The sequence below is a fragment of the Pseudomonas sp. GG8 genome (genome assembly GCF_052976945.1).
Genome location: NZ_JBRIIP010000001.1, coordinates 1,152,511 through 1,173,347 on the forward strand (window position 1 = coordinate 1,152,511; position 20,837 = coordinate 1,173,347).

A 20,837-nucleotide genomic window follows, 5' to 3' on the forward strand; every position below is an offset into this window, starting at 1 on the left:
GGCCTCTTCGTCAAATAGGTAAAAGGAATTTGTTTTCCTTGGGGAAGTGGCTTACAAGGCTGCATCCCCTGACGGTGTCGTACCGTCAGCTAGAGTAATCGCAGGCTGAAAACAGCTCGCACAGAATTTTTTTAAACGCCGCAGGAGAGATTCGCAATGGCTCAGCAGGGCAGTGGTTATCAGGCTCGCTATAAACGCATTCTACTCAAGCTTAGCGGCGAGGCCCTGATGGGCTCCGAAGAGTTCGGCATTGACCCGAAAGTCCTGGATCGCATGGCCCTTGAAGTTGGTCAGTTGGTCGGTATCGGGGTTCAGGTCGGGCTGGTTATTGGTGGTGGCAATCTATTCCGTGGGGCGGCCTTGAGTGCTGCCGGTATGGATCGGGTGACAGGCGATCATATGGGCATGCTGGCCACTGTGATGAACGCTCTGGCCATGCGTGATGCGCTGGAACGAGCTAACATTTCGGCTATCGTGATGTCGGCCATTTCCATGGTGGGCGTGACCGATCATTACGATCGTCGCAAAGCCATGCGTCATCTCAACGCCAAGGATGTGGTGATTTTCGCCGCAGGCACTGGCAACCCGTTCTTCACCACCGATTCGGCCGCTTGTCTGCGAGGGATCGAAATCGATGCCGACGTAGTGCTCAAAGCGACCAAGGTCGATGGTGTGTACACCGCAGATCCATTCAAAGACCCAAATGCCGAGAAGTTCGATCATCTGACGTACGATGAAGTTCTGGATCGCAAGTTGGGTGTGATGGATCTGACCGCTATCTGTCTGTGCCGCGATCATAAAATGCCGCTGCGCGTATTTAACATGAACAAGCCCGGCGCCCTGCTGAATATCGTACATGGTGGCGCTGAAGGAACCCTGATCGAGGAAGGCGAGCAATGATCAACGAAATCAAGAAAGACGCTCAAACGCGTATGCAGAAAACCCTGGAGTCCCTGGCTCACGCATTCAGCCGAATTCGTACTGGTCAGGCTCATCCCAGCATTCTGGGCGGTGTGATGGTGCCTTATTATGGCTCCGATACCCCTCTGAATCAGGTTGCGAACGTGACCGTCAAGGACTCGCGCACCCTGCAGGTCGTGGCATTCGAGCGCAATATGCTCGGAGCCGTCGACAAGGCTATTCAGAGTGCCGGGCTGGGCTTCAACCCGACGAACCTGGGCGAGCTGCTTCTGATCTCGATGCCGGCTTTGACTGAAGAGACCCGTAAGGGCTTCACAAAACAAGCTCGTGATGCTGCGGAAGATGCTCGGGTGGCTGTTCGTAACATCCGTCGCGATGCGTTGAGCCAGTTCAAGGATCTGATCAAAGAGAAAGAAATCAGCGAAGACGAAGAGCGTCGCGCTGCCGATGATATTCAGAAGCTGACGGATAAGTTCGTGGCGGATATCGAAACGGCAGTGAAGCAAAAAGAAGCGGATCTGATGGCTGTATAAAGGGCCTGGGCGTTTATGGATAAGACCAAGCAGGCGGCACCGTCATCGGTGCCGCGCCATGTCGCAATCATCATGGATGGTAATAATCGCTGGGCGAAAAAGCGTCTTTTGCCCGGTGTCGCCGGGCATAAAGCAGGCGTGGATGCTGTTCGTGCGGTCATTGAGGTGTGCGCTGAAGCGAAGGTCGAGGTGTTGACCCTGTTCGCTTTCTCCAGTGAGAACTGGCAGCGCCCGGCTGAGGAAGTCGGCGCTTTGATGGAGTTGTTTTTCACGGCTCTGCGCCGTGAGACCCGGCGTTTGAACGATAACGCGATCAGCTTGCGGATCATTGGTGACCGTTCACGGTTTCATCCTGAGCTGCAGGCTGCCATGCGTGAAGCTGAAGAGCGGACTGCCGGCCCCGGTCGTTTTGTGCTGCAGATTGCGGCTAACTACGGCGGACAATGGGATATTGCCCAGGCTGCCCAGCATCTGGCTCGCGAGGTTCAGGCCGGGCGTCTGCGTCCGGAGGAAATCACTCCTGAGTTGTTGCAGACGTGTCTGGCAACGGGTGATCAGCCATTACCGGACTTGTGTATTCGTACCGGCGGCGAACATCGTGTCAGTAACTTCTTGCTCTGGCAGCTCGCCTACGCCGAGCTGTACTTTTCCGACCTTTTCTGGCCGGACTTCAAACACGACGCCATGCGCACTGCGCTGGCAGATTTCGCTTCCCGCCAACGCCGCTTCGGTAAAACGAGCGAACAGGTAGAAGCTGGAGCCCGGGCTTAATGCTGAAACAACGAATCATCACCGCACTGATCCTGCTGCCGATTGCCTTATGCGGTTTTTTTCTGCTCGAAGGTGCAAGTTTTGCCCTGTTTATTGGCGTAGTGGTGACTTTGGGGGGTTGGGAGTGGGCACGTCTGGCGGGTTTTGCTGCCCGGCCTGCACGGGTTGCCTATGCTGCGCTAATCGCCGTCTTGCTGCTGTTGCTGCACTTGCTGCCAGGTCTGGCGCTTTGGGTTTTAGGTGCTGCAGTGCTGTGGTGGCTGGTGGCAACCATCCTGGTGCTGACCTATCCGGATACCAGTGCTTACTGGTCTGGCGCTGCCTGCAAGTTGATCATCGGTCTGTTGGTTCTATTACCCGCATGGCAGGGATTGGTTCTGATCAAGCAATGGCCTCTGGGTAATGGGTTGATCCTTGCGGTCATGGTGTTGGTTTGGGGTGCCGATATCGGCGCTTATTTCTCCGGGAAGGCTTTTGGCAAGCGCAAGCTTGCGCCCAGGGTCAGTCCAGGCAAGAGCTGGGAGGGTGTGTTCGGTGGTTTGATCGCCAGTCTGCTGATCACCGCGATTGTCGGAATGGTTCGCGGCTGGTCTGGCTCGCAACTCCTTATGGGCTTGCTGGGCGCCGCAAGCGTAGTATTGATCTCGGTCGTCGGTGATTTGACTGAAAGCATGTTCAAGCGTCAGGCCGGCATCAAGGACAGCAGTAGTCTACTGCCGGGTCATGGTGGCGTGCTGGATCGCATAGACAGTTTGACTGCTGCCATCCCCGTTTTTGCGGTACTGCTCTGGGCTGCCAGTTGGGGGACGCTGTGAGTAAGCCTCAACAAATAACGGTCCTGGGCGCTACTGGCTCCGTTGGACTGAGCACGCTTGACGTCATCGCTCGTCACCCTGAGCGGTATCAGGTTTTTGCGCTCACAGGATTCAGTCGCTTGAAAGAGTTGTTGGCGCTGTGTGTGCGCCACTCACCCCGGTTTGCCGTGGTGCCCGACATTGATCTCGCTCGCGGTCTGCAAGATGATCTGGCGGCTGCCGGCCTTGATACACGGGTTCTGGTAGGTGAGCGCGGTTTGTGCGAGGTCTCGGCTCATCCTCAGGTCGATACCGTATTGGCGGCGATCGTCGGTGGAGCAGGGCTTCGTCCTACCCTGGCAGCTGTCGAGGCGGGCAAGAAGGTGCTGCTGGCCAACAAAGAAGCGCTGGTGATGTCCGGTGCGTTGTTCATGCAGGCTGTGCAGCGTAGCGGTGCCGTACTGCTGCCGATCGACAGCGAGCACAACGCGATCTTCCAGTGCTTGCCCAATGACTATGCCGGTGGCTTGGGTTCGGTCGGCGTGCGCCGTATTCTGTTGACCGCTTCAGGCGGTCCGTTTCGTGAAACGCCCTTGTCTGAATTGATGTATGTCTCTCCAGAACAGGCGTGCGCCCATCCTAATTGGTCAATGGGGCGCAAGATTTCTGTAGACTCCGCCAGCATGATGAACAAAGGGCTCGAATTGATCGAAGCCTGCTGGCTGTTCGATGCGCGGCCCGATCAGGTTGAAGTGGTTATTCATCCGCAGAGTGTGATCCATTCCATGGTTGACTATGTGGATGGTTCGGTGTTGGCTCAGCTTGGTAACCCGGATATGCGTACGCCGATTGCTCATGCGCTGGCCTGGCCGAATCGGATTGATTCGGGTGTTGCGCCGCTGGACCTGTTCAGTATTGCGCGCCTGGATTTCCAGGCCCCGGATGAACAGCGGTTTCCATGCCTGCGTCTGGCACGGCAGGCAGCGGAGGCGGGTAACAGCGCGCCAGCGATGCTCAACGCTGCCAATGAGGTTGCCGTTGCAGCGTTTCTTGAGCGGCGCATCCGCTATCCGGAGATCGCGAGTATCATTGATGAGGTTTTGAATCTTGAGCCCGTCGTTGCGGTAGAGGAGCTCGATGCGGTATTCGAGATAGATTCAAAAGCGCGCGGTTTGGCTGAGCAATGGCTCGGTCGCAACGGGCGGTAACGGCGGTAGATTAGACGGCGCAGGCGATTGTGGTGGTGTGAAACCCATACACGGCTTTCACACTGTACAAGGCAGGTACCCGGAGAAAGTTGATGAGCGCGCTCTATATGATTGTCGGCACCTTGGTGGCATTGGGTGTGCTGGTGACCTTTCACGAATTTGGCCACTTTTGGGTGGCTCGGCGTTGTGGCGTCAAGGTTTTGCGTTTCTCGGTGGGTTTCGGTATGCCGCTGCTTCGCTGGCATGATCGAAAAGGCACTGAGTACGTTATCGCAGCCATTCCATTGGGTGGTTACGTTAAGATGCTCGACGAGCGGGAAGGCGAGGTGCCAGCCGATCAGCTGGATCAGGCCTTTAACCGTAAGACCGTGTATCAACGTATTGCAATCGTGATTGCCGGTCCGGTTGCCAATTTCTTGCTGGCTATCGTTTTTTTCTGGTTCCTGGCAATGCTCGGCAGTCAGCAGGTGCGTCCTGTAATTGGCACGGTTGAGTCAGGCAGCATCGCCGACAAGGGTGGATTGAGCGCAGGGCAAGAGATTGTCGCTGTCGACGGCGAGCCTACATCGGGCTGGGCGGCAGTGAACTTGCAACTGGTGCGGCGTCTGGGCGAGAGCGGTACCGTGGCTCTCAGCGTGCGTGATCAGGGCTCGGCCGTCGATTCTCCTCGTGAGCTGGCGCTGGATAAGTGGCTCAAAGGTGCTGACGAGCCCGATCCGATACGCTCGCTGGGTATTCGCCCATGGCGTCCGGCCTTGCCGCCGGTGCTGGCGGAGCTTGATCCGAAAGGCCCGGCGCAAGCTGCAGGCCTGAAGGCCGGCGATCGGCTTGTGGCGCTCGACGGTCAAGCGTTGAGTGATTGGCAGCAGGTTGTTGACGCTGTCCGCCTGCGACCCGATGCAAAAATTTCTTTGCGTATCGAACGTGAGGGTGCTCAGCTTGATGTGCCGTTGACGCTGGCGGTGCGAGGTGAGGGAAAAACGGCGACCGGTTATCTGGGGGCCGGAGTCAAAGGTGTCGATTGGCCACCAGAGATGTTACGAGAGGTTAGCTTCGGGCCTCTGGCCGCTGTGGGAGAGGGCGCGAGGCGCACTTGGACCATGAGTATGCTGACCTTTGATTCACTCAAGAAAATGTTGTTCGGCGAGCTCTCTGTAAAAAACTTGAGCGGACCGATAACCATTGCTAAAGTGGCGGGCGCTTCTGCACAGTCAGGGGTAGGTGACTTCCTGAATTTCCTCGCTTATCTGAGTATTAGCCTGGGTGTTCTCAATTTGTTGCCCATTCCAGTATTGGATGGGGGGCATCTGTTGTTCTACCTGATTGAGTGGGCGCGGGGTCGTCCGCTATCGGATCGGGTGCAAGGTTGGGGGATTCAGATCGGTATTAGCTTAGTGGTTGGGGTGATGTTGCTTGCCTTGATCAACGATCTGGGTCGACTGTAAAGCTTCGCTGAATTGCGAATTTGCCGCATTTTGCGGCAATTTGTTTATTGCCAGTTGGAATAAGAAAGGACTTCATGAAACGTCTGCTGCTAACTGCGGTTCTTGCCGTACTGATGATCGCCGAAGTTCACGCTGAGTCCTTCACTATCTCCGATATCCGTGTCAATGGCCTCCAGCGGGTATCCGCAGGCAGCGTCTTTGGTGCCTTGCCGTTGAATGTCGGCGAGTCTGCGGATGATCGTCGCCTGGTGGATGCCACTCGTGCGCTGTTCAAAACCGGGTTCTTTCAAGATATCCAGCTCGGCCGCGATGGCAATGTCCTGGTCATTACTGTAGTCGAACGGCCTTCTGTTGCCAGTATCGACATTGAAGGCAACAAGGCGATCAGTACCGAAGACCTGATGAAGGGGCTCAAGCAGTCAGGTCTGGCTGAAGGTGAGATCTTTCAGCGTGCGACCCTTGAAGGCGTGCGTAACGAGCTGCAACGTCAATACGTTGCCCAAGGTCGTTATTCGGCTGAGGTCGCCACCGAGGTTGTGCCGCAGCCGCGGAACCGCGTCGGTCTGAAGATCAACATCAATGAAGGCACGGTTGCCGCTATCCAGCACATCAACGTGGTGGGTAACAGCGTCTTTCCTGATGAAGACCTGATCGGTCTGTTCGAGCTCAAGACCACCAACTGGCTGTCATTCTTCAAGAACGACGACAAGTACGCCCGGGAAAAACTCTCCGGCGACCTTGAACGTCTGCGTTCTTACTACCTCGATCGCGGCTATATCAACATGGATATAGCCTCGACTCAGGTATCGATCACGCCTGACAAGAAAAACGTCTACATCACGGTCAACGTGAATGAAGGCGAGAAGTACAGCGTCAAGTCGGTCAAGCTGAGCGGCGATTTGAAAGTACCCGAAGACCAGGTCAAGGCCCTGTTGCTGGTCAAGCCGGGTCAAGTGTTCTCGCGCAAAGTCATGACCACTACGTCAGAGCTGATCACTCGTCGCCTGGGTAACGAAGGCTATACCTTCGCCAACGTCAACGGCGTTCCGACCCCGAACAATGAAGATCACACAGTCGACATCACCTTTGTGGTCGATCCGGGCAAGCGTGCTTACGTCAACCGCATCAACTTCCGTGGCAACACCAAGTCTGCCGATGAAGTGCTGCGTCGTGAAATGCGTCAGATGGAAGGCGGATGGGCTTCGACTTATCTGATCGATCAATCGAAAACCCGTCTTGAACGTCTCGGCTTCTTCAAAGAAGTGAACGTCGAAACGCCTGCGGTTCCGGGCACCGACGATCAGGTTGACGTCAATTACGCCGTTGAAGAACAAGCGTCCGGTTCGATCACTGCCAGCGTTGGTTTCGCCCAGAGCGCGGGCCTTATTCTCGGCGGCTCGATCAGCCAGAACAACTTCCTGGGTACCGGTAACAAGGTCAGCATTGGTCTGACTCGCAGCCAATACCAGAGCCGATACAACTTTGGCTTTGTCGACCCCTACTGGACTGCGGATGGCGTGAGCCTAGGTTACAACGCGTTCTACCGTACCACTGACTACAAAAACCTTAACGTTTCTGTAGCCAGTTATGCCGTAGACAGCTTGGGTGCGGGCGTGAGCGTCGGTTACCCGATCAATGAAACCTCACGTTTGACCTTCGGCCTTACCGTGCAGGAGGACCAAATCAAGACCGGCGTTTACACAGTCGACGAGATTTTCAACTTCGTTAATGCGCAGGGCGATAAGTACCTCAACTTCAAGGCTTCGGCGGGTTGGTCCGAGTCAACGTTGAACAAAGGTGTGCTCGCCACGCGTGGGCATTCCCAGAGCCTGGTATTGGAAACCACTACGCCGGGCAGCGACCTGTCGTTCTTCAAGCTTGATTACCGTGGTCAGTATTTCCACCCGCTAACCGATAATTACACCCTGCGTCTGCACACAGAGTTGGGTTATGGCGATGGTTATGGGTCAACCTCGGGCCTGCCGTTCTACGAGAACTACTATGCTGGCGGTTTCAACTCGGTTCGTGGTTTCAAGGACAGCACCTTGGGCCCGCGTAGCACCCCGAGTACGGGTGTTAACCCAGGCACATTGGCAGATCCGGATCAGAATCCGCTGCCGTTCGGTGGTAACGTACTGATCCAGGGTGGTGTAGAACTGATGTTCCCACTGCCATTCATCAAAGATCAACGCTCACTGCGGACCTCTGTGTTCTGGGACGTCGGCAACGTATTCGACAGCAATTGTGACTCCAGCAAACTCACGTTAAGTGGCAACAAGGTCACGTGCAGTAATATCGACCTTTCTGGATTGGCGAGTTCTGTGGGTGTCGGCGTGACGTGGGTTACGGCACTGGGCCCGTTGAGTTTTGCCGTGGCTATGCCGGTCAAAAAACCGGACAATGCGGAAACCCAAATATTCCAATTCTCTCTCGGTCAGACCTTCTAATCGTCTGATCACCGATAACGACAACGGATTTTGTAGGAGTGCATCGTGCGTAAGTTGACTCAGCTGGTTATCTTGGCCACGGCCTTGATAGCGACTCCAGCATTTGCTGAAATGAAAATTGCAGTGCTGAACTATCAAATGGCACTGCTCGAATCAGACGCGGCAAAGAAATATGCCGTGGATGCCGAGAAAAAATTCGGCCCACAATTGACCAAGCTCAAAACTCTTGAAAGCAGTGCCAAGGGTATTCAGGATCGTCTGGTCAGCGGTGGCGACAAGATGGCGCAACCTGAGCGTGAGCGTCTTGAGCTTGAATTCAAGCAAAAGGCTCGTGACTTCCAGTTCCAGTCCAAGGAGCTGAATGAAGCCAAAGCGGTTGCCGACCGTGAAATGCTCAAGCAGTTGAAGCCAAAACTTGATCAGGCTGTAGAAGAAGTGATCAAGAAAGGCGCGTATGACCTGGTATTCGAGCGCGGCGCTGTCATTGATGTCAAACCTCAGTACGACGTCACTCGCCAAGTGATTGAGCGCATGAATCAGCTGAAGTAATCATGACTGCGACCATTAAACTCGGCCAACTGGCTGAGTTCCTCGGCGCCACGTTACGTGGCGCCGCGGATAAAGAGATTACCGGGCTGGCCACTTTGCAAGAGGCCGGCCCTGCTCAGTTGAGTTTTCTGGCCAATCCGCAGTACCGCAGGTTCCTCGCCGATAGTCATGCTGCAGCCGTGCTGCTGAAGCCAGCGGATGCGGAGAGTTTTGCCGGTGATGCGTTATTAGTGGCTGATCCTTATCTGGCGTACGCGAAGATTTCCCATTTTTTCGACCCCAAGCCCAAGGCTCTGCCTGGGGTGCATCCGTCTGCAGTGGTTGCGGCGGACGCCCAGGTTGATGCCACTGCCAGCGTGGGCGCTTTTGCCGTTATCGAAAGCGGTGCCTGCATCGCGGCCGGGGTCACAGTGGGGGCCCATTGCTTTATCGGCGCTCGTTGTGAAATTGGCGAAGGTGGCTGGCTGGCCCCGCGGGTCACGCTTTATCACGATGTACGCATTGGTAAACGCGTTGTGATTCAGTCGGGAGCCGTGCTCGGCGGTGAAGGTTTCGGTTTCGCCAATGAAAAAGGGATTTGGCAGAAAATCGCGCAGATTGGGGGTGTTCTGATCGGTGACGACGTGGAAATCGGCGTCAATACGGCCGTCGACCGCGGTGCGTTAGCCGACACGTTGATCGGCAACGGCGTCAAACTGGATAACCAGATTCAGATCGCGCACAACGTGCAGGTCGGCGATCACACCGCGATGGCGGCGTGTGTCGGTATCTCGGGCAGTACCAAGATTGGCAAGCATTGCACCATCGCTGGCGGTGTCGGCATGGTTGGTCATATAGAAGTGTGTGATGGAGTTTTTGTCACAGGTATGACCATGGTGACCCGCTCGATTACCGAGCGCGGTGCCTATTCTTCGGGGACTGCGATGCAGCCCGCTGCGGAATGGCGCAAAAGCGCGGCGCGTATTCGTCAGTTGGATGACATGGCGCGGCGCCTGCAACAGTTGGAAAAGGTTGTTGAAGCCGTGACCTCAGGCGGTAATGAGTCATCTGATGGCTGATGCTCTTTTGATATCAAGCGTGCACAGCCAATAGACTGCCTCCTTGATTTGCAACAGGAGTGCTGCGCCTCAGTCGCGTACTCCCACTCTTTACTACAGGCTTCCCCCCCGAAATGATGGACATCAACGAGATTCGCGAATACCTGCCTCACCGCTACCCATTCTTGTTGGTGGATCGTGTGGTGGAGCTGAATGTCGAGAGCAAAAGCATTCGTGCGTACAAGAATGTCAGCATTAATGAGCCTTTCTTCAACGGTCACTTTCCTCAGCACCCAATCATGCCGGGCGTTCTGATCATTGAAGCGATGGCCCAGGCCGCTGGTATCCTCGGTTTTAAAATACTGGACGTGAAGCCATCCGAAGGCACGCTTTACTACTTTGTAGGTTCAGACAAACTGCGCTTTCGTCAGCCGGTGCTGCCGGGTGATCAGTTGATACTTGAAGCTAAATTCATCAGCTGCAAGCGTCAGATCTGGAAATTCGAGTGCCAGGCTTCGGTCGACGGCAAGCCAGTGTGTTCCGCAGAAATTATCTGCGCGGAACGTAAACTATGAGTTTGATTGACCCTCGCGCAATCATCGATCCGACGGCCATCCTGGCCGACAATGTAGAGGTCGGCCCTTGGTCGATCGTCGGACCTGGTGTGGAAATTGGCGAGGGTACAGTCGTTGGGCCGCATGTAATTCTCAGGGGCCCAACGAAGATCGGTAAGCACAACCGCATTTACCAGTTTTCATCGGTAGGCGAGGACACGCCCGATCTCAAGTACAAAGGCGAAGAGACGCGTCTGGTGATCGGTGATCACAACGTTATTCGTGAGGGTGTGACCATCCATCGCGGGACGATTCAGGATCGTGCGGAAACGACCCTGGGTGACCATAACCTGATCATGGCCTACGCCCACATCGGTCACGACAGCGTGATCGGCAATCATTGCATTCTGGTCAACAACACCGCGTTGGCCGGACATGTGCACGTCAATGATTGGGCGATCCTCTCCGGCTTCACACTGGTACATCAGTTTTGCCATATTGGCGCTCACAGCTTTTCAGGCATGGGCACTGCAATTGGCAAGGATGTGCCAGCGTTCGTCACCGTTTTTGGTAACCCGGCTGAAGCTCGTAGCATGAACTTCGAGGGCATGCGCCGTCGTGGGTTCAGCGAAGAGACCATTCACGCGCTACGTCGTGCGTACAAAGTCGTCTATCGGCAGGGACTGACCGTCGATCAAGCCATTGCCGAGCTCGCCGAACCAGCTGCGTTGTTCCCTGAAGTCGCCGTGTTCCTCGAGTCGATTCAGGCTTCGACCCGCGGCATCACGCGTTAATGATCAGGCCACTGCGAATCGCGCTTGTAGCAGGCGAAGCGTCAGGCGATATCCTGGGTGCGGGTTTGATGCGAGCGCTCAAGATTCGTCATCCCTCTGTCGAGTTTATCGGTGTCGGCGGTCCGCTGATGCAGGCCGAAGGCATGGTTTCCTACTTCCCGATGGAGCGTCTGGCGGTCATGGGGCTGGTCGAGGTGCTGGGTCGGCTCAAAGAGTTGTTAGCCAAGCGCAAGCAGCTTGTTCAAACGTTTCTCGGCGAAAAGCCTGACGTCTTCATCGGTATCGATGCCCCGGACTTCACGCTCAATATCGAACTCAAGCTACGGCGCGCTGGAATCAAGACGGTGCATTACGTCAGTCCGTCGGTATGGGCCTGGCGGCAAAAGCGCGTGCTGAAAATTCGCGAAGGCTGCGACCTGATGCTGACGCTGCTGCCCTTTGAAGCTCGGTTCTACGAAGAGAAGGGCGTACCGGTGCGGTTTGTCGGTCATCCCTTGGCTGACACCATCCCTCTTGAAGCTGATCGCGCTGCGGCGCGAGCTCAACTGGGTTTGGCTGCCGGCCCGCTGGTTGCGCTAATGCCCGGAAGTCGAGGTGGCGAAGTAGGGCGCCTCGGAGGCCTGTTCTTCGATGCCGCGGAACGTCTGATGGCCTTGCGTCCTGGTATTCGCTTCGTGCTGCCCTGCGCCAGCCCGGAGCGGCGTGCGCAGATCGAGCAACTGTTGCAAGGGCGCGACGTGCCGGTGCTGCTGCTCGACGGCGGCTCGCACCTGGCACTGGCGGCGTGCGATGCGGTGTTGATCGCATCCGGCACGGCGACACTTGAAGCGCTGCTGTACAAACGTCCCATGGTCGTTGCCTACCGCTTGGCACCGATTACCTTCTGGATACTCAAGCGTCTGGTGAAAAGCCCTTACGTTTCTTTGCCTAATCTGCTCGCCCAGCGTTTGCTGGTCCCGGAATTGTTGCAGGACGCAGCAACCGCCGAGACCCTTGCGCAAACGCTGTTGCCGCTGCTCGATGGCGGCGAAGCGCAGACTGCAGGTTTCGATGCCATTCACCGGATCTTGCGCCGCGACGCCTCCAATCAGGCCGCCGATGCGGTGCTTGGCCTGTTGGGTCAGTCGCCTTCACAGTGAGTTCGCAATAAATGCAAATGGGTTTGGACTTCAATCTGGTGGAAGACCTGGTTGCCGGCGTCGACGAAGTCGGTCGCGGCCCTCTTTGTGGCGCTGTGGTGACGGCTGCCGTCATCCTCGATCCACGCCGCCCGATCCTCGGCCTCAACGATTCAAAAAAGCTCACCCCGGCTCGCCGCGAGAAACTCTACGACGAGATCTGCGAAAAGGCTCTGTGCTGGTACATCGCCCGGGCTGAAGTGGAAGAAATCGACGAGCTGAATATTCTTCACGCAACCATGTTGGCCATGAAACGCGCGGTCGAGGGGCTGACCATTACCCCAAAACTGGCGCTGATCGATGGTAATCGCTGCCCGCAATTGTCCGTGCCCAGCGCGCCGGTGATTCAAGGTGATGCCAAAGTTCCGGCAATCGCCGCGGCGTCGATTCTGGCGAAAGTCAGTCGGGACCGCGAAATGGCGGCGTTCGAGCTGATTTATCCGGGTTATGGCATCGGCGGCCACAAGGGTTATCCAACCCCCGTTCATCTGGAAGCGCTGGCGCGTCTCGGCCCGACACCTATTCACAGGCGTTCGTTTGCCCCGGTGCGGGCCGCGTACGAAGCCCGCGAGCTGCTGTAGCAAATTCCGCTCACGACAGTCTCACTGGGCTGATGTTTTGACCAAGGCCCGGTACACTCCGGGCCTTGGTTTTTTTGTATTTCGCGCTATAGGATCAACATGCCGGCTTCTTTCGTTCATCTACGCCTGCACACTGAATATTCTCTGGTCGATGGTCTGGTCCGGGTCAAACCGTTGATCAAGACCTTGGCCAGCATGGGTATGCCGGCTGTTGCCGTGACCGATCAGAACAACATGTGTTCGCTGGTCAAGTTCTACAAGGCCGCCATGGGCGGGGGTATCAAGCCTATTTGTGGTGCCGACCTGTGGCTGTCGAACAAGGACGAAGATGCTGCGCTGAGCCGGATCAGCCTGTTGGTGATGAATGCCAAGGGCTACCGCAATCTGACTGAGCTGATTTCTCGTGGCTTCATCGAAGGCCAGCGCAATGGCCAGGTGATTGTCGAGCGGGAATGGGTTGCTGAGGCCAACGAAGGCTTGATCGCACTGTCGGCGGCTAAAGAGGGCGAAATCGGCATGGCCCTGCTCGGCGGTAATCCGGATGAGGCGGATCAGTTACTGCGTGAATGGATGGCGGTTTTTCCTGACCGTTTCTATCTGGAAGTGCAGCGCACCAACCGCCCTAATGACGAAGAGCACCTGCACGCTGCCGTTGCCCTGGCTGATCGTCTTGGCGCACCGCTGGTGGCGACCAACGATGTCCGCTTTATCAAGCAGGAAGATTTCGAGGCCCACGAAACGCGGGTTTGCATCGGTGAAGGCCGGGCGCTGGATGATCCGCGTCGCTCGCATAACTACAGCGATCAGCAGTACCTGAAAAGCGCGGCGCAAATGGCCGAACTGTTCAGCGACCTGCCCGAGGCGCTGGAAAACACGGTCGAAATCGCCAAACGCTGCAACATTGATGTGAAGCTGGGTACTCACTTCTTGCCCAACTTTCCGATTCCTGACGGCATGACCATCGATGAATACTTTCGCAAAGTATCTTTCGATGGTCTGGAGGAGCGCCTGTCGGTCCTGATGCCCAAGGACACGACCGAGGATTACGAGGCCAAGCGTCAGGTCTATGTCGATCGGTTGAATTTCGAGCTGGATATCATCATCCAGATGGGCTTCCCCGGTTACTTCCTGATCGTGATGGACTTCATCCAGTGGGCCAAAGCCAATGGCGTGCCGGTGGGTCCTGGCCGTGGGTCGGGTGCTGGTTCGCTAGTGGCTTACGTGCAGAAGATCACCGATCTCGACCCGCTGGAATACGACCTGCTGTTCGAACGGTTCCTTAATCCGGAACGGGTCTCCATGCCCGACTTCGACGTTGACTTCTGCATGGACGGCCGCGACCGCGTTATCGAGTACGTGGCCGAGAAATATGGTCGTAACGCGGTCAGCCAGATCATTACCTTCGGTTCAATGGCGGCCAAGGCCGTGGTGCGGGACGTTGCCAGGGTTCAAGGCAAGTCCTACGGCCTGGCTGATCGACTGTCGAAAATGATTCCGTTCGAAGTCGGCATGACGTTGGAGAAAGCCTACGAGCAGGAAGAAATCCTGCGCGACTTCCTCAAGGTTGATGAAGAGGCGGCGGAAATCTGGGAGATGGCCCGCAAGCTCGAGGGTATCGTGCGTAACGTCGGCAAGCATGCCGGCGGCGTGGTGATCGCTCCGACCAAACTGACCGACTTCTCGCCCATCTACTGCGATGAAGCGGGCGATGGCCTGGTGACCCAGTTCGATAAAGATGACGTCGAGGCGGCGGGGCTGGTGAAGTTCGACTTCCTCGGCCTGCGGACCCTGACCATCATTGATTGGGCGCTCAAGACCATCAACCGTGAGCGCGCCAAGGTTGACGAAGCGCCGCTGGATATCGCCTTTATCCCGCTGGACGACAAGGCGACCTACAGCCTGCTGCAAAAAGCCGAAACCACCGCCGTGTTCCAGCTTGAGTCGCGCGGCATGAAAGAGCTGATCAAAAAGCTCAAGCCCGACTGTCTGGAGGACTTGATCGCGTTGGTGGCATTGTTCCGTCCGGGCCCGCTGCAATCGGGCATGGTGGACGACTTTATCAACCGGAAGCACGGTCGCGCCGAACTGTCCTATCCGCACATCGATTATCAGTACGAAGGCCTTAAGCCGGTATTGGCACCGACCTACGGCATCATCCTGTATCAAGAACAGGTGATGCAGATCGCTCAGGTCATGGCCGGTTACACCCTCGGTGGTGCGGACATGCTGCGTCGGGCCATGGGTAAGAAAAAACCCGAAGAAATGGCCAAGCAGCGTGGCGGTTTCATTGAAGGCTGTACCAACAACAATATTGACCCGGACCTGTCCGGTAACATTTTCGACCTGGTGGAAAAATTCGCTGGTTATGGTTTCAATAAATCCCACTCCGCAGCTTATGGTCTGGTGTCGTATCAGACCGCCTGGCTGAAAACTCACTACCCGGCACCTTTCATGGCTGCGGTACTGTCGGCGGACATGCACAACACCGACAAGGTCGTGACCTTGATCGAAGAAGTGCGCAACATGAAGTTGCGCCTTGATGCGCCGGACGTGAACACCTCCGAATACAAGTTCACCGTGAGTGAGGACGGTCGGATTCTTTATGGCCTCGGCGCCATCAAGGGTGTCGGCGAAGGACCGGTAGAAGCCATTACCGAGTCGCGCTTGGCCGGGCCGTTCAAGGATTTGTTCGACTTTTGCGCGCGTGTCGACCTCAAACGCATCAACAAACGGACCCTCGATGGCTTGATCCGCAGCGGTGCGCTGGATCGCCTGGGCCCCTATTTTGAAATCGAGCCGAAAGCCTATCAAGCCAACATCGACCGCAATCGCTCGGTACTGCTTGCTGCGCTGGAAGAGGCGATTCAGGCCGCAGAGCAGACCGCTCGCAGTCATGACAGCGGTCACTCCGATCTTTTTGGCGGCTTGTTCGTCGAAGAAGACGCCGACGTCTACGCGAACCATCGCAAGGCCAAAGAGCTGAGCCTTAAAGAGCGTTTACGTGGTGAGAAAGAAACCCTGGGTTTGTACCTCACCGGGCACCCTATCGACGAATATGAAGGCGAAATTCGCCGTTTCGCTCGTCAGCGCATCATCGATCTGAAGCCGGCGCGAGACACACAGACGGTAGCCGGTATGATCATTGCGTTGCGCGTCATGAAGAACAAAAAGGGCGACAAGATGGGCTTTATCACCCTCGATGACCGCTCTGGACGAATTGAGGCCTCACTGTTTGCCGAGGCTTTTCATTCGGCACAGTCGCTGTTGCAGACCGATGCGATGGTGGTGGTCGAAGGCGAGGTCAGCAATGATGACTTCTCCGGCGGCCTGCGTTTGCGTGCTAAACGGGTAATGAGCCTGGAAGATGCGCGAACCAATCTCGCTGAAAGCCTGCGCTTGAAGGTGCATGCCGATGCGCTCAAGGGCGATCGGCTGCGGTGGTTGGGCGATTTGTGCAAGCGGCATCGCGGTGCGTGTCCTATTACCGTGGACTACACCGGGGTGGATGCCAAGGCTTTGCTGCAGTTTGGCGAGGGGTGGCGAATCGATCCGGCGGACAGCTTGATTCAAGCACTGCGTGACCAGTTCGGGCGTGAGAACGTCTTCCTGCAATACCGTTGATAGCACGGGGCCTGTTAATCCAGCCTGCGTTCAACCATAATTTTTAATCTCGACCTGAATACGCCTGTTCCCGTAAGGTAAGGCGTTAACGGATCAACCGGCCGGCCTCTTGGCCGTCGACCCAAGACGGATGCCTATGAACCCGAATTTTCTTGATTTCGAACAGCCGATCGCTGACCTGCAAGCCAAGATCGAAGAGCTGCGCTTGGTCGGTAATGACAACTCGCTGAATATCGGCGACGAAATCTCTCGTCTGCAAGAAAAGAGCAACACGCTCACCGAAAACATTTTTGGCAACCTGACCAGCTGGCAGATTGCGCGGATGGCGCGTCACCCGCGTCGTCCTTATACCCTGGACTACATCTCGCACATCTTCACCGAATTCGACGAACTGCACGGTGATCGGCACTTTTCCGACGATGCGGCCATCGTCGGCGGCATTGCGCGTCTGGAAGACCAGCCAGTGATGGTGATCGGTCACCAGAAAGGCCGTGAAGTGCGCGAGAAAGTTCGCCGCAACTTCGGCATGCCACGTCCTGAAGGCTATCGTAAAGCCTGTCGTCTGATGGAAATGGCCGAGCGCTTCAAAATGCCGATTCTGACCTTCATCGACACACCGGGCGCCTACCCGGGTATCGATGCCGAAGAGCGTAACCAGAGCGAAGCGATTGCCTGGAACCTGCGCGTCATGTCTCGCTTGAAAACTCCGATCATTGCCACGGTTATCGGCGAGGGTGGTTCTGGCGGTGCGCTGGCCATCGGCGTTTGCGATCAATTGAACATGCTCCAGTATTCGACCTACGCGGTTATTTCGCCGGAAGGTTGCGCATCGATTCTGTGGAAAACTGCCGAAAAAGCCCCTGATGCTGCTGACGCAATGGGCATTACCGCTGACCGTCTCAAAGGTTTGGGTATCGTTGATAAAGTCATCGGCGAACCGTTGGGCGGCGCCCATCGCGACCCGGCGATGGCTGCGGCTTCGATCCGTCAGGAATTAAGCAGCCAATTGGCGATGCTCAAGAAGTTCGATACCGAAGCGTTGCTGGCGCGCCGTTATGAGCGCCTGATGAGCTACGGTCTCTGAGTCAAGATTGCATTCGCGGATAAGCCCGCTCCTTTGCAGGAAAGGGCTTATCCGCAATCAGGCGCACAGCGGCTGTCGTCCATGACTACGTTCAAGCACTGCAATAACGATCTGCGCTCCAGGTTGCTTCGCACTCTCGAGCCTTGGCGCAATGCTTCGGCTTGGCGCATCGCGTTTTCCGGCGGTCTGGACTCCTCCGTTCTGCTGCACCTTCTGGCTGATCTCGCTACCCGCGAAGCATTGCCGCCCTTATCTGCGATTTATATCCATCACGGCCTTCAGGCTGCGGCAGATGTGTGGCCCGAGCATTGTGCTCAGGTGTGTCGGGCCTTGGGTGTGCCGCTGCAGGTGATGGCTGTGCAGGTTGAGCCTGGCGCCAGTATCGAGCGTGCGGCTCGTGAGGCGCGTTATACGGCGTTCAGTCAGGCGCTGGCGCCAGGCGAGGTGCTGTTGACCGCCCAGCATCGCGATGATCAGGCCGAAACCCTGCTGTTTCGTCTGCTGCGCGGGGCGGGTGTGCGGGGTCTTGCTGCGATGTCTGAACAGCGCGCGCTGGGAAGAGGGCAGTTGTTGCGGCCTTTGCTCGACGTCTCGCGCGCAATGCTGGAGATGTATGCCCGCGAACGGGGATTGAGCTGGGTCGAAGACCCCAGCAATAAAGACAGTAGGTTTTCCCGAAATTACCTGCGTCAGCTCATTCTGCCCTCACTGACCGAGCGCTGGCCTCAAGCTGCCGCGAACATGGCGCGAACCGCTGCGCATCTGGCGGAGGCGCAAGGGCTGCTCGACGAATTGGCCGATCAGGACCTGGTGCGGGCGGGTACCGATGCACCCTTCCCTTGGCTGGGTTTGTCGTCGTTGGCGCTCGACCCTCTAAAAGCCCTTTCTCCGGCACGCCAACGCAACGCATTGCGCCATTGGCTAGCGCCTTTGACGCGCCTGCCGGACAGCGAACATTGGGTCGGTTGGGACAGTTTGCGTGACGCCGGCCGCGAGGCTCGACCGATCTGGCGTCTTGCCGACGGTGAGCTACACCGCGCCGAGGGGCGTATCTGGTGGCTGTCGGGTGCATGGTTGCAGCAGCCAGACGCCTCGATCGTCTGGGCAGATCCTCGGGAGGCATTGAGTTTGCCGGGCAATGGCTGGCTTGAGTTTGACAATGGGGTTTTGGGCGGCGAGTTGCAGGTGCGTTATCGCCAAGGCGGTGAGCTCATGCATCTGCCGGGGCGAGGGCATCGAGACCTCAAGCGCTTGCTCAACGAAAGTGGTTTGCCGGTGTTTGCCCGTGGCCGATTGCCGCTGGTGTATCGCGGTGAGCAGTTATTGGCGGTTGCCAACCTGCCAGAATTGGACGGAACAGCCCATGGCGACTGGCGATTGCGCTGGCATGCGCCGACGAACGACCAAAGTTTGAGCTGAAAGGCCGTTTCCGGTAGACTACGCTCCCTTCTTGATACAGCTTCTGTGGATTCTTCTGAATCGACGGAAGTTGCCGATTACCAGGCAGTTTTTGCTGGGCGATTCTCAAAAATGTAGCGAGCAACAGGCGAGCTTTTTCAGTCTGCCGGTCCCAACGCAGCAATTTTCAGGAGTGCACTGTGAAATTAATTGGTAATTGGGGGCTTCGGCCTTCCTTCGCTCTCCCCGGCGGCTCTGACCGCTTTAACGCAGACTTCTAGGGTTTTTCATGACGCGCTACATCTTCGTCACGGGCGGTGTTGTTTCTTCATTGGGGAAAGGCATTGCCTCTGCTTCACTGGCGGCCATCCTGGAGGCGCGGGGACTTAAGGTCACCATGCTCAAGCTTGACCCCTATATAAACGTGGACCCGGGCACCATGAGCCCATTCCAGCACGGTGAAGTGTTCGTCACTCATGACGGCGCCGAAACCGACCTGGACCTGGGCCACTACGAGCGGTTCATCCGCACCACCATGACCCAGAACAACAACTTCACCACGGGGCGTGTGTACGAACACGTCCTACGCAAAGAGCGCCGTGGTGATTATCTGGGCGCGACCATCCAGGTGATTCCGCACATCACCGACGAAATCAAACGCCGGATCATCAAGGGCGCTGGCGATGCTGACGTCGCCATGGTCGAGATCGGTGGCACCGTCGGTGACATCGAATCGCAACCGTTCCTTGAGGCTATCCGCCAGTTACGCATCGAGGTCGGCGCCAAGCGTGCGATGTTGATGCACCTGACGCTGGTGCCTTATATCGCCACTGCTGGCGAAACCAAGACCAAGCCGACTCAGCATTCGGTCAAAGAACTGCGCTCCATCGGTTTGCAGCCAGACGTATTGATCTGCCGCTCGGATCATCACGTGGATATTGCCTCGCGGCGCAAGATTGCGTTGTTCACCAACGTTGAAGAGCGCGCAGTCATCTCGCTGGAAGACGCCGACACCATCTACAAGATTCCGGGCATGCTCCACGCTCAAGGGCTTGATGATTTCGTCGTTGAGCGTTTCGGTCTGCAATGCGGCAGTGCTGATTTGTCCGAGTGGGAACAAGTGGTCGACGCCAAGCTCAACCCTGAGCATGAAGTCACCATCGCCATGGTCGGCAAGTACATGGAGCTGCTCGACGCCTACAAATCGTTGATTGAAGCGATGAGCCATGCCGGTATTTCCAATCGCACCAAGGTCAACCTGCGCTACATCGACTCCGAAGACATCGAGAATCAGGGCACTGCCTTGCTCGAAGGTGTCGACGCGATTCTGGTTCCGGGCGGGTTTGGTTTGCGTGGCGTTGAAGGCAAGATCACTGCTGTAAAATTCGCTCGCGAGAACAAGATCCCTTATTTGGGTATCTGTTTGGGCATGCAAGTAGCGGTTATCGAGTTCGCGCGCAACGTGTTGGGCTGGAAAGACGCCAACTCTACCGAGTTCGATCGCGCCAGTGGCCATCCGGTCGTGGGTCTGATCACCGAGTGGGAAGATGCCACCGGTGCCGTTGAAACCCGCACTGAAACATCCGACCTCGGCGGCACCATGCGTCTTGGCGCGCAGGATTGCCAGTTGGAGCCTGGTTCGCTGGTGCGCGATTGCTATGCTAAAGACGTGATCGTCGAGCGTCATCGCCATCGTTATGAAGTGAACAACAAGCTGCTGCCAAGCCTGGTCGAAGCGGGCCTGAAAGTGACCGGTCGGTCCGGTGACGGTGCTTTGGTCGAAGTGATCGAAGCGCCGGATCATCCTTGGTTCGTCGCCTGTCAGTTCCACCCTGAGTTCACCTCGACACCGCGCGACGGTCACCCGTTGTTCAGCGGTTTCGTCAAGGCGGCTTTGACGCAACATCAGAAGAAGGCCTGAC

Annotated in this window: 17 protein-coding genes; all 17 read left to right on the forward strand. The window is 56.7% G+C overall.

What is annotated here, in order from left to right; all coding sequences use genetic code 11:
• Positions 1 to 156: 156 nt before the first annotated feature.
• The 17 genes from pyrH (at position 157) to ACVBEG_RS05675 (ending at position 20,836) form a co-directional block, all read left to right on the forward strand.
• Positions 157 to 900, forward strand: a complete 744-nt coding sequence (gene pyrH / locus ACVBEG_RS05595) for a UMP kinase (RefSeq protein WP_322180494.1) — start codon at positions 157 to 159, stop codon at positions 898 to 900.
• On the forward strand, positions 897 to 1,454 hold the full coding sequence (frr, locus tag ACVBEG_RS05600) for a ribosome recycling factor (protein WP_322180492.1): 558 nt from the start codon (positions 897 to 899) through the stop codon (positions 1,452 to 1,454). The genes pyrH and frr overlap by 4 nt, the downstream gene beginning before the upstream one ends.
• Positions 1,455 to 1,469: 15 nt before the next feature.
• The gene (gene uppS / locus ACVBEG_RS05605) at positions 1,470 to 2,225 is read left to right on the forward strand and encodes a polyprenyl diphosphate synthase (RefSeq protein WP_322180491.1); all 756 of its coding nucleotides are present in this window, start codon (positions 1,470 to 1,472) and stop codon (positions 2,223 to 2,225) included.
• A complete protein-coding gene (locus tag ACVBEG_RS05610) occupies positions 2,225 to 3,040 on the forward strand; it encodes a phosphatidate cytidylyltransferase (protein ID WP_322180490.1) in 816 nt (271 codons plus the stop codon). The genes uppS and ACVBEG_RS05610 overlap by 1 nt, the downstream gene beginning before the upstream one ends.
• Positions 3,037 to 4,227: a 1-deoxy-D-xylulose-5-phosphate reductoisomerase gene (ispC, locus tag ACVBEG_RS05615; RefSeq protein ID WP_322180488.1), complete on the forward strand. Its 1,191-nt coding sequence runs from the start codon at positions 3,037 to 3,039 to the stop codon at positions 4,225 to 4,227. Before ACVBEG_RS05610 ends, ispC begins: the two co-directional genes overlap by 4 nt.
• A 92-nt stretch (positions 4,228 to 4,319) precedes the next feature.
• The gene (rseP, locus tag ACVBEG_RS05620) at positions 4,320 to 5,672 is read left to right on the forward strand and encodes a sigma E protease regulator RseP (protein ID WP_322180486.1); all 1,353 of its coding nucleotides are present in this window, start codon (positions 4,320 to 4,322) and stop codon (positions 5,670 to 5,672) included.
• A 74-nt stretch (positions 5,673 to 5,746) separates the two neighbouring features.
• Positions 5,747 to 8,119, forward strand: coding sequence for an outer membrane protein assembly factor BamA (gene bamA, locus ACVBEG_RS05625; protein ID WP_322180484.1), 2,373 nt, complete (start codon positions 5,747 to 5,749; stop codon positions 8,117 to 8,119).
• 45 nt (positions 8,120 to 8,164) lie between these two features.
• Positions 8,165 to 8,668 carry an OmpH family outer membrane protein gene (locus ACVBEG_RS05630; RefSeq protein WP_322180482.1) on the forward strand — a complete coding sequence of 168 codons (504 nt, stop codon included), beginning with the start codon at positions 8,165 to 8,167 and terminating at the stop codon, positions 8,666 to 8,668.
• 2 nt (positions 8,669 to 8,670) lie between these two features.
• Positions 8,671 to 9,726: a UDP-3-O-(3-hydroxymyristoyl)glucosamine N-acyltransferase gene (gene lpxD, locus ACVBEG_RS05635; RefSeq protein ID WP_322215292.1), complete on the forward strand. Its 1,056-nt coding sequence runs from the start codon at positions 8,671 to 8,673 to the stop codon at positions 9,724 to 9,726.
• Between the two features lie 113 nt (positions 9,727 to 9,839).
• Positions 9,840 to 10,280 carry a 3-hydroxyacyl-ACP dehydratase FabZ gene (gene fabZ, locus ACVBEG_RS05640; protein WP_322180478.1) on the forward strand — a complete coding sequence of 147 codons (441 nt, stop codon included), beginning with the start codon at positions 9,840 to 9,842 and terminating at the stop codon, positions 10,278 to 10,280.
• Positions 10,277 to 11,053, forward strand: coding sequence for an acyl-ACP--UDP-N-acetylglucosamine O-acyltransferase (gene lpxA / locus ACVBEG_RS05645; protein ID WP_219061245.1), 777 nt, complete (start codon positions 10,277 to 10,279; stop codon positions 11,051 to 11,053). The genes fabZ and lpxA overlap by 4 nt, the downstream gene beginning before the upstream one ends.
• Positions 11,053 to 12,192 (forward strand): lipid-A-disaccharide synthase, encoded by a 1,140-nt coding sequence (gene lpxB / locus ACVBEG_RS05650; RefSeq protein ID WP_322215296.1) that lies wholly within the window; start codon positions 11,053 to 11,055, stop codon positions 12,190 to 12,192. Before lpxA ends, lpxB begins: the two co-directional genes overlap by 1 nt.
• An 11-nt stretch (positions 12,193 to 12,203) precedes the next feature.
• A complete protein-coding gene (gene rnhB, locus ACVBEG_RS05655; protein WP_219061247.1) occupies positions 12,204 to 12,812 on the forward strand; it encodes a ribonuclease HII in 609 nt (202 codons plus the stop codon).
• A gap of 99 nt (positions 12,813 to 12,911) precedes the next feature.
• Positions 12,912 to 16,433: a DNA polymerase III subunit alpha gene (dnaE, locus tag ACVBEG_RS05660; protein ID WP_322180473.1), complete on the forward strand. Its 3,522-nt coding sequence runs from the start codon at positions 12,912 to 12,914 to the stop codon at positions 16,431 to 16,433.
• A 136-nt stretch (positions 16,434 to 16,569) separates the two neighbouring features.
• Complete coding sequence (locus tag ACVBEG_RS05665) at positions 16,570 to 17,517, forward strand: acetyl-CoA carboxylase carboxyltransferase subunit alpha (protein ID WP_322180471.1); 948 nt, start codon at positions 16,570 to 16,572, stop codon at positions 17,515 to 17,517.
• Between the two features lie 81 nt (positions 17,518 to 17,598).
• Positions 17,599 to 18,936, forward strand: coding sequence for a tRNA lysidine(34) synthetase TilS (gene tilS / locus ACVBEG_RS05670; RefSeq protein WP_322180469.1), 1,338 nt, complete (start codon positions 17,599 to 17,601; stop codon positions 18,934 to 18,936).
• 268 nt (positions 18,937 to 19,204) lie between these two features.
• Positions 19,205 to 20,836 (forward strand): CTP synthase, encoded by a 1,632-nt coding sequence (locus ACVBEG_RS05675; RefSeq protein WP_322180467.1) that lies wholly within the window; start codon positions 19,205 to 19,207, stop codon positions 20,834 to 20,836.
• Position 20,837 lies beyond the last annotated feature (1 nt).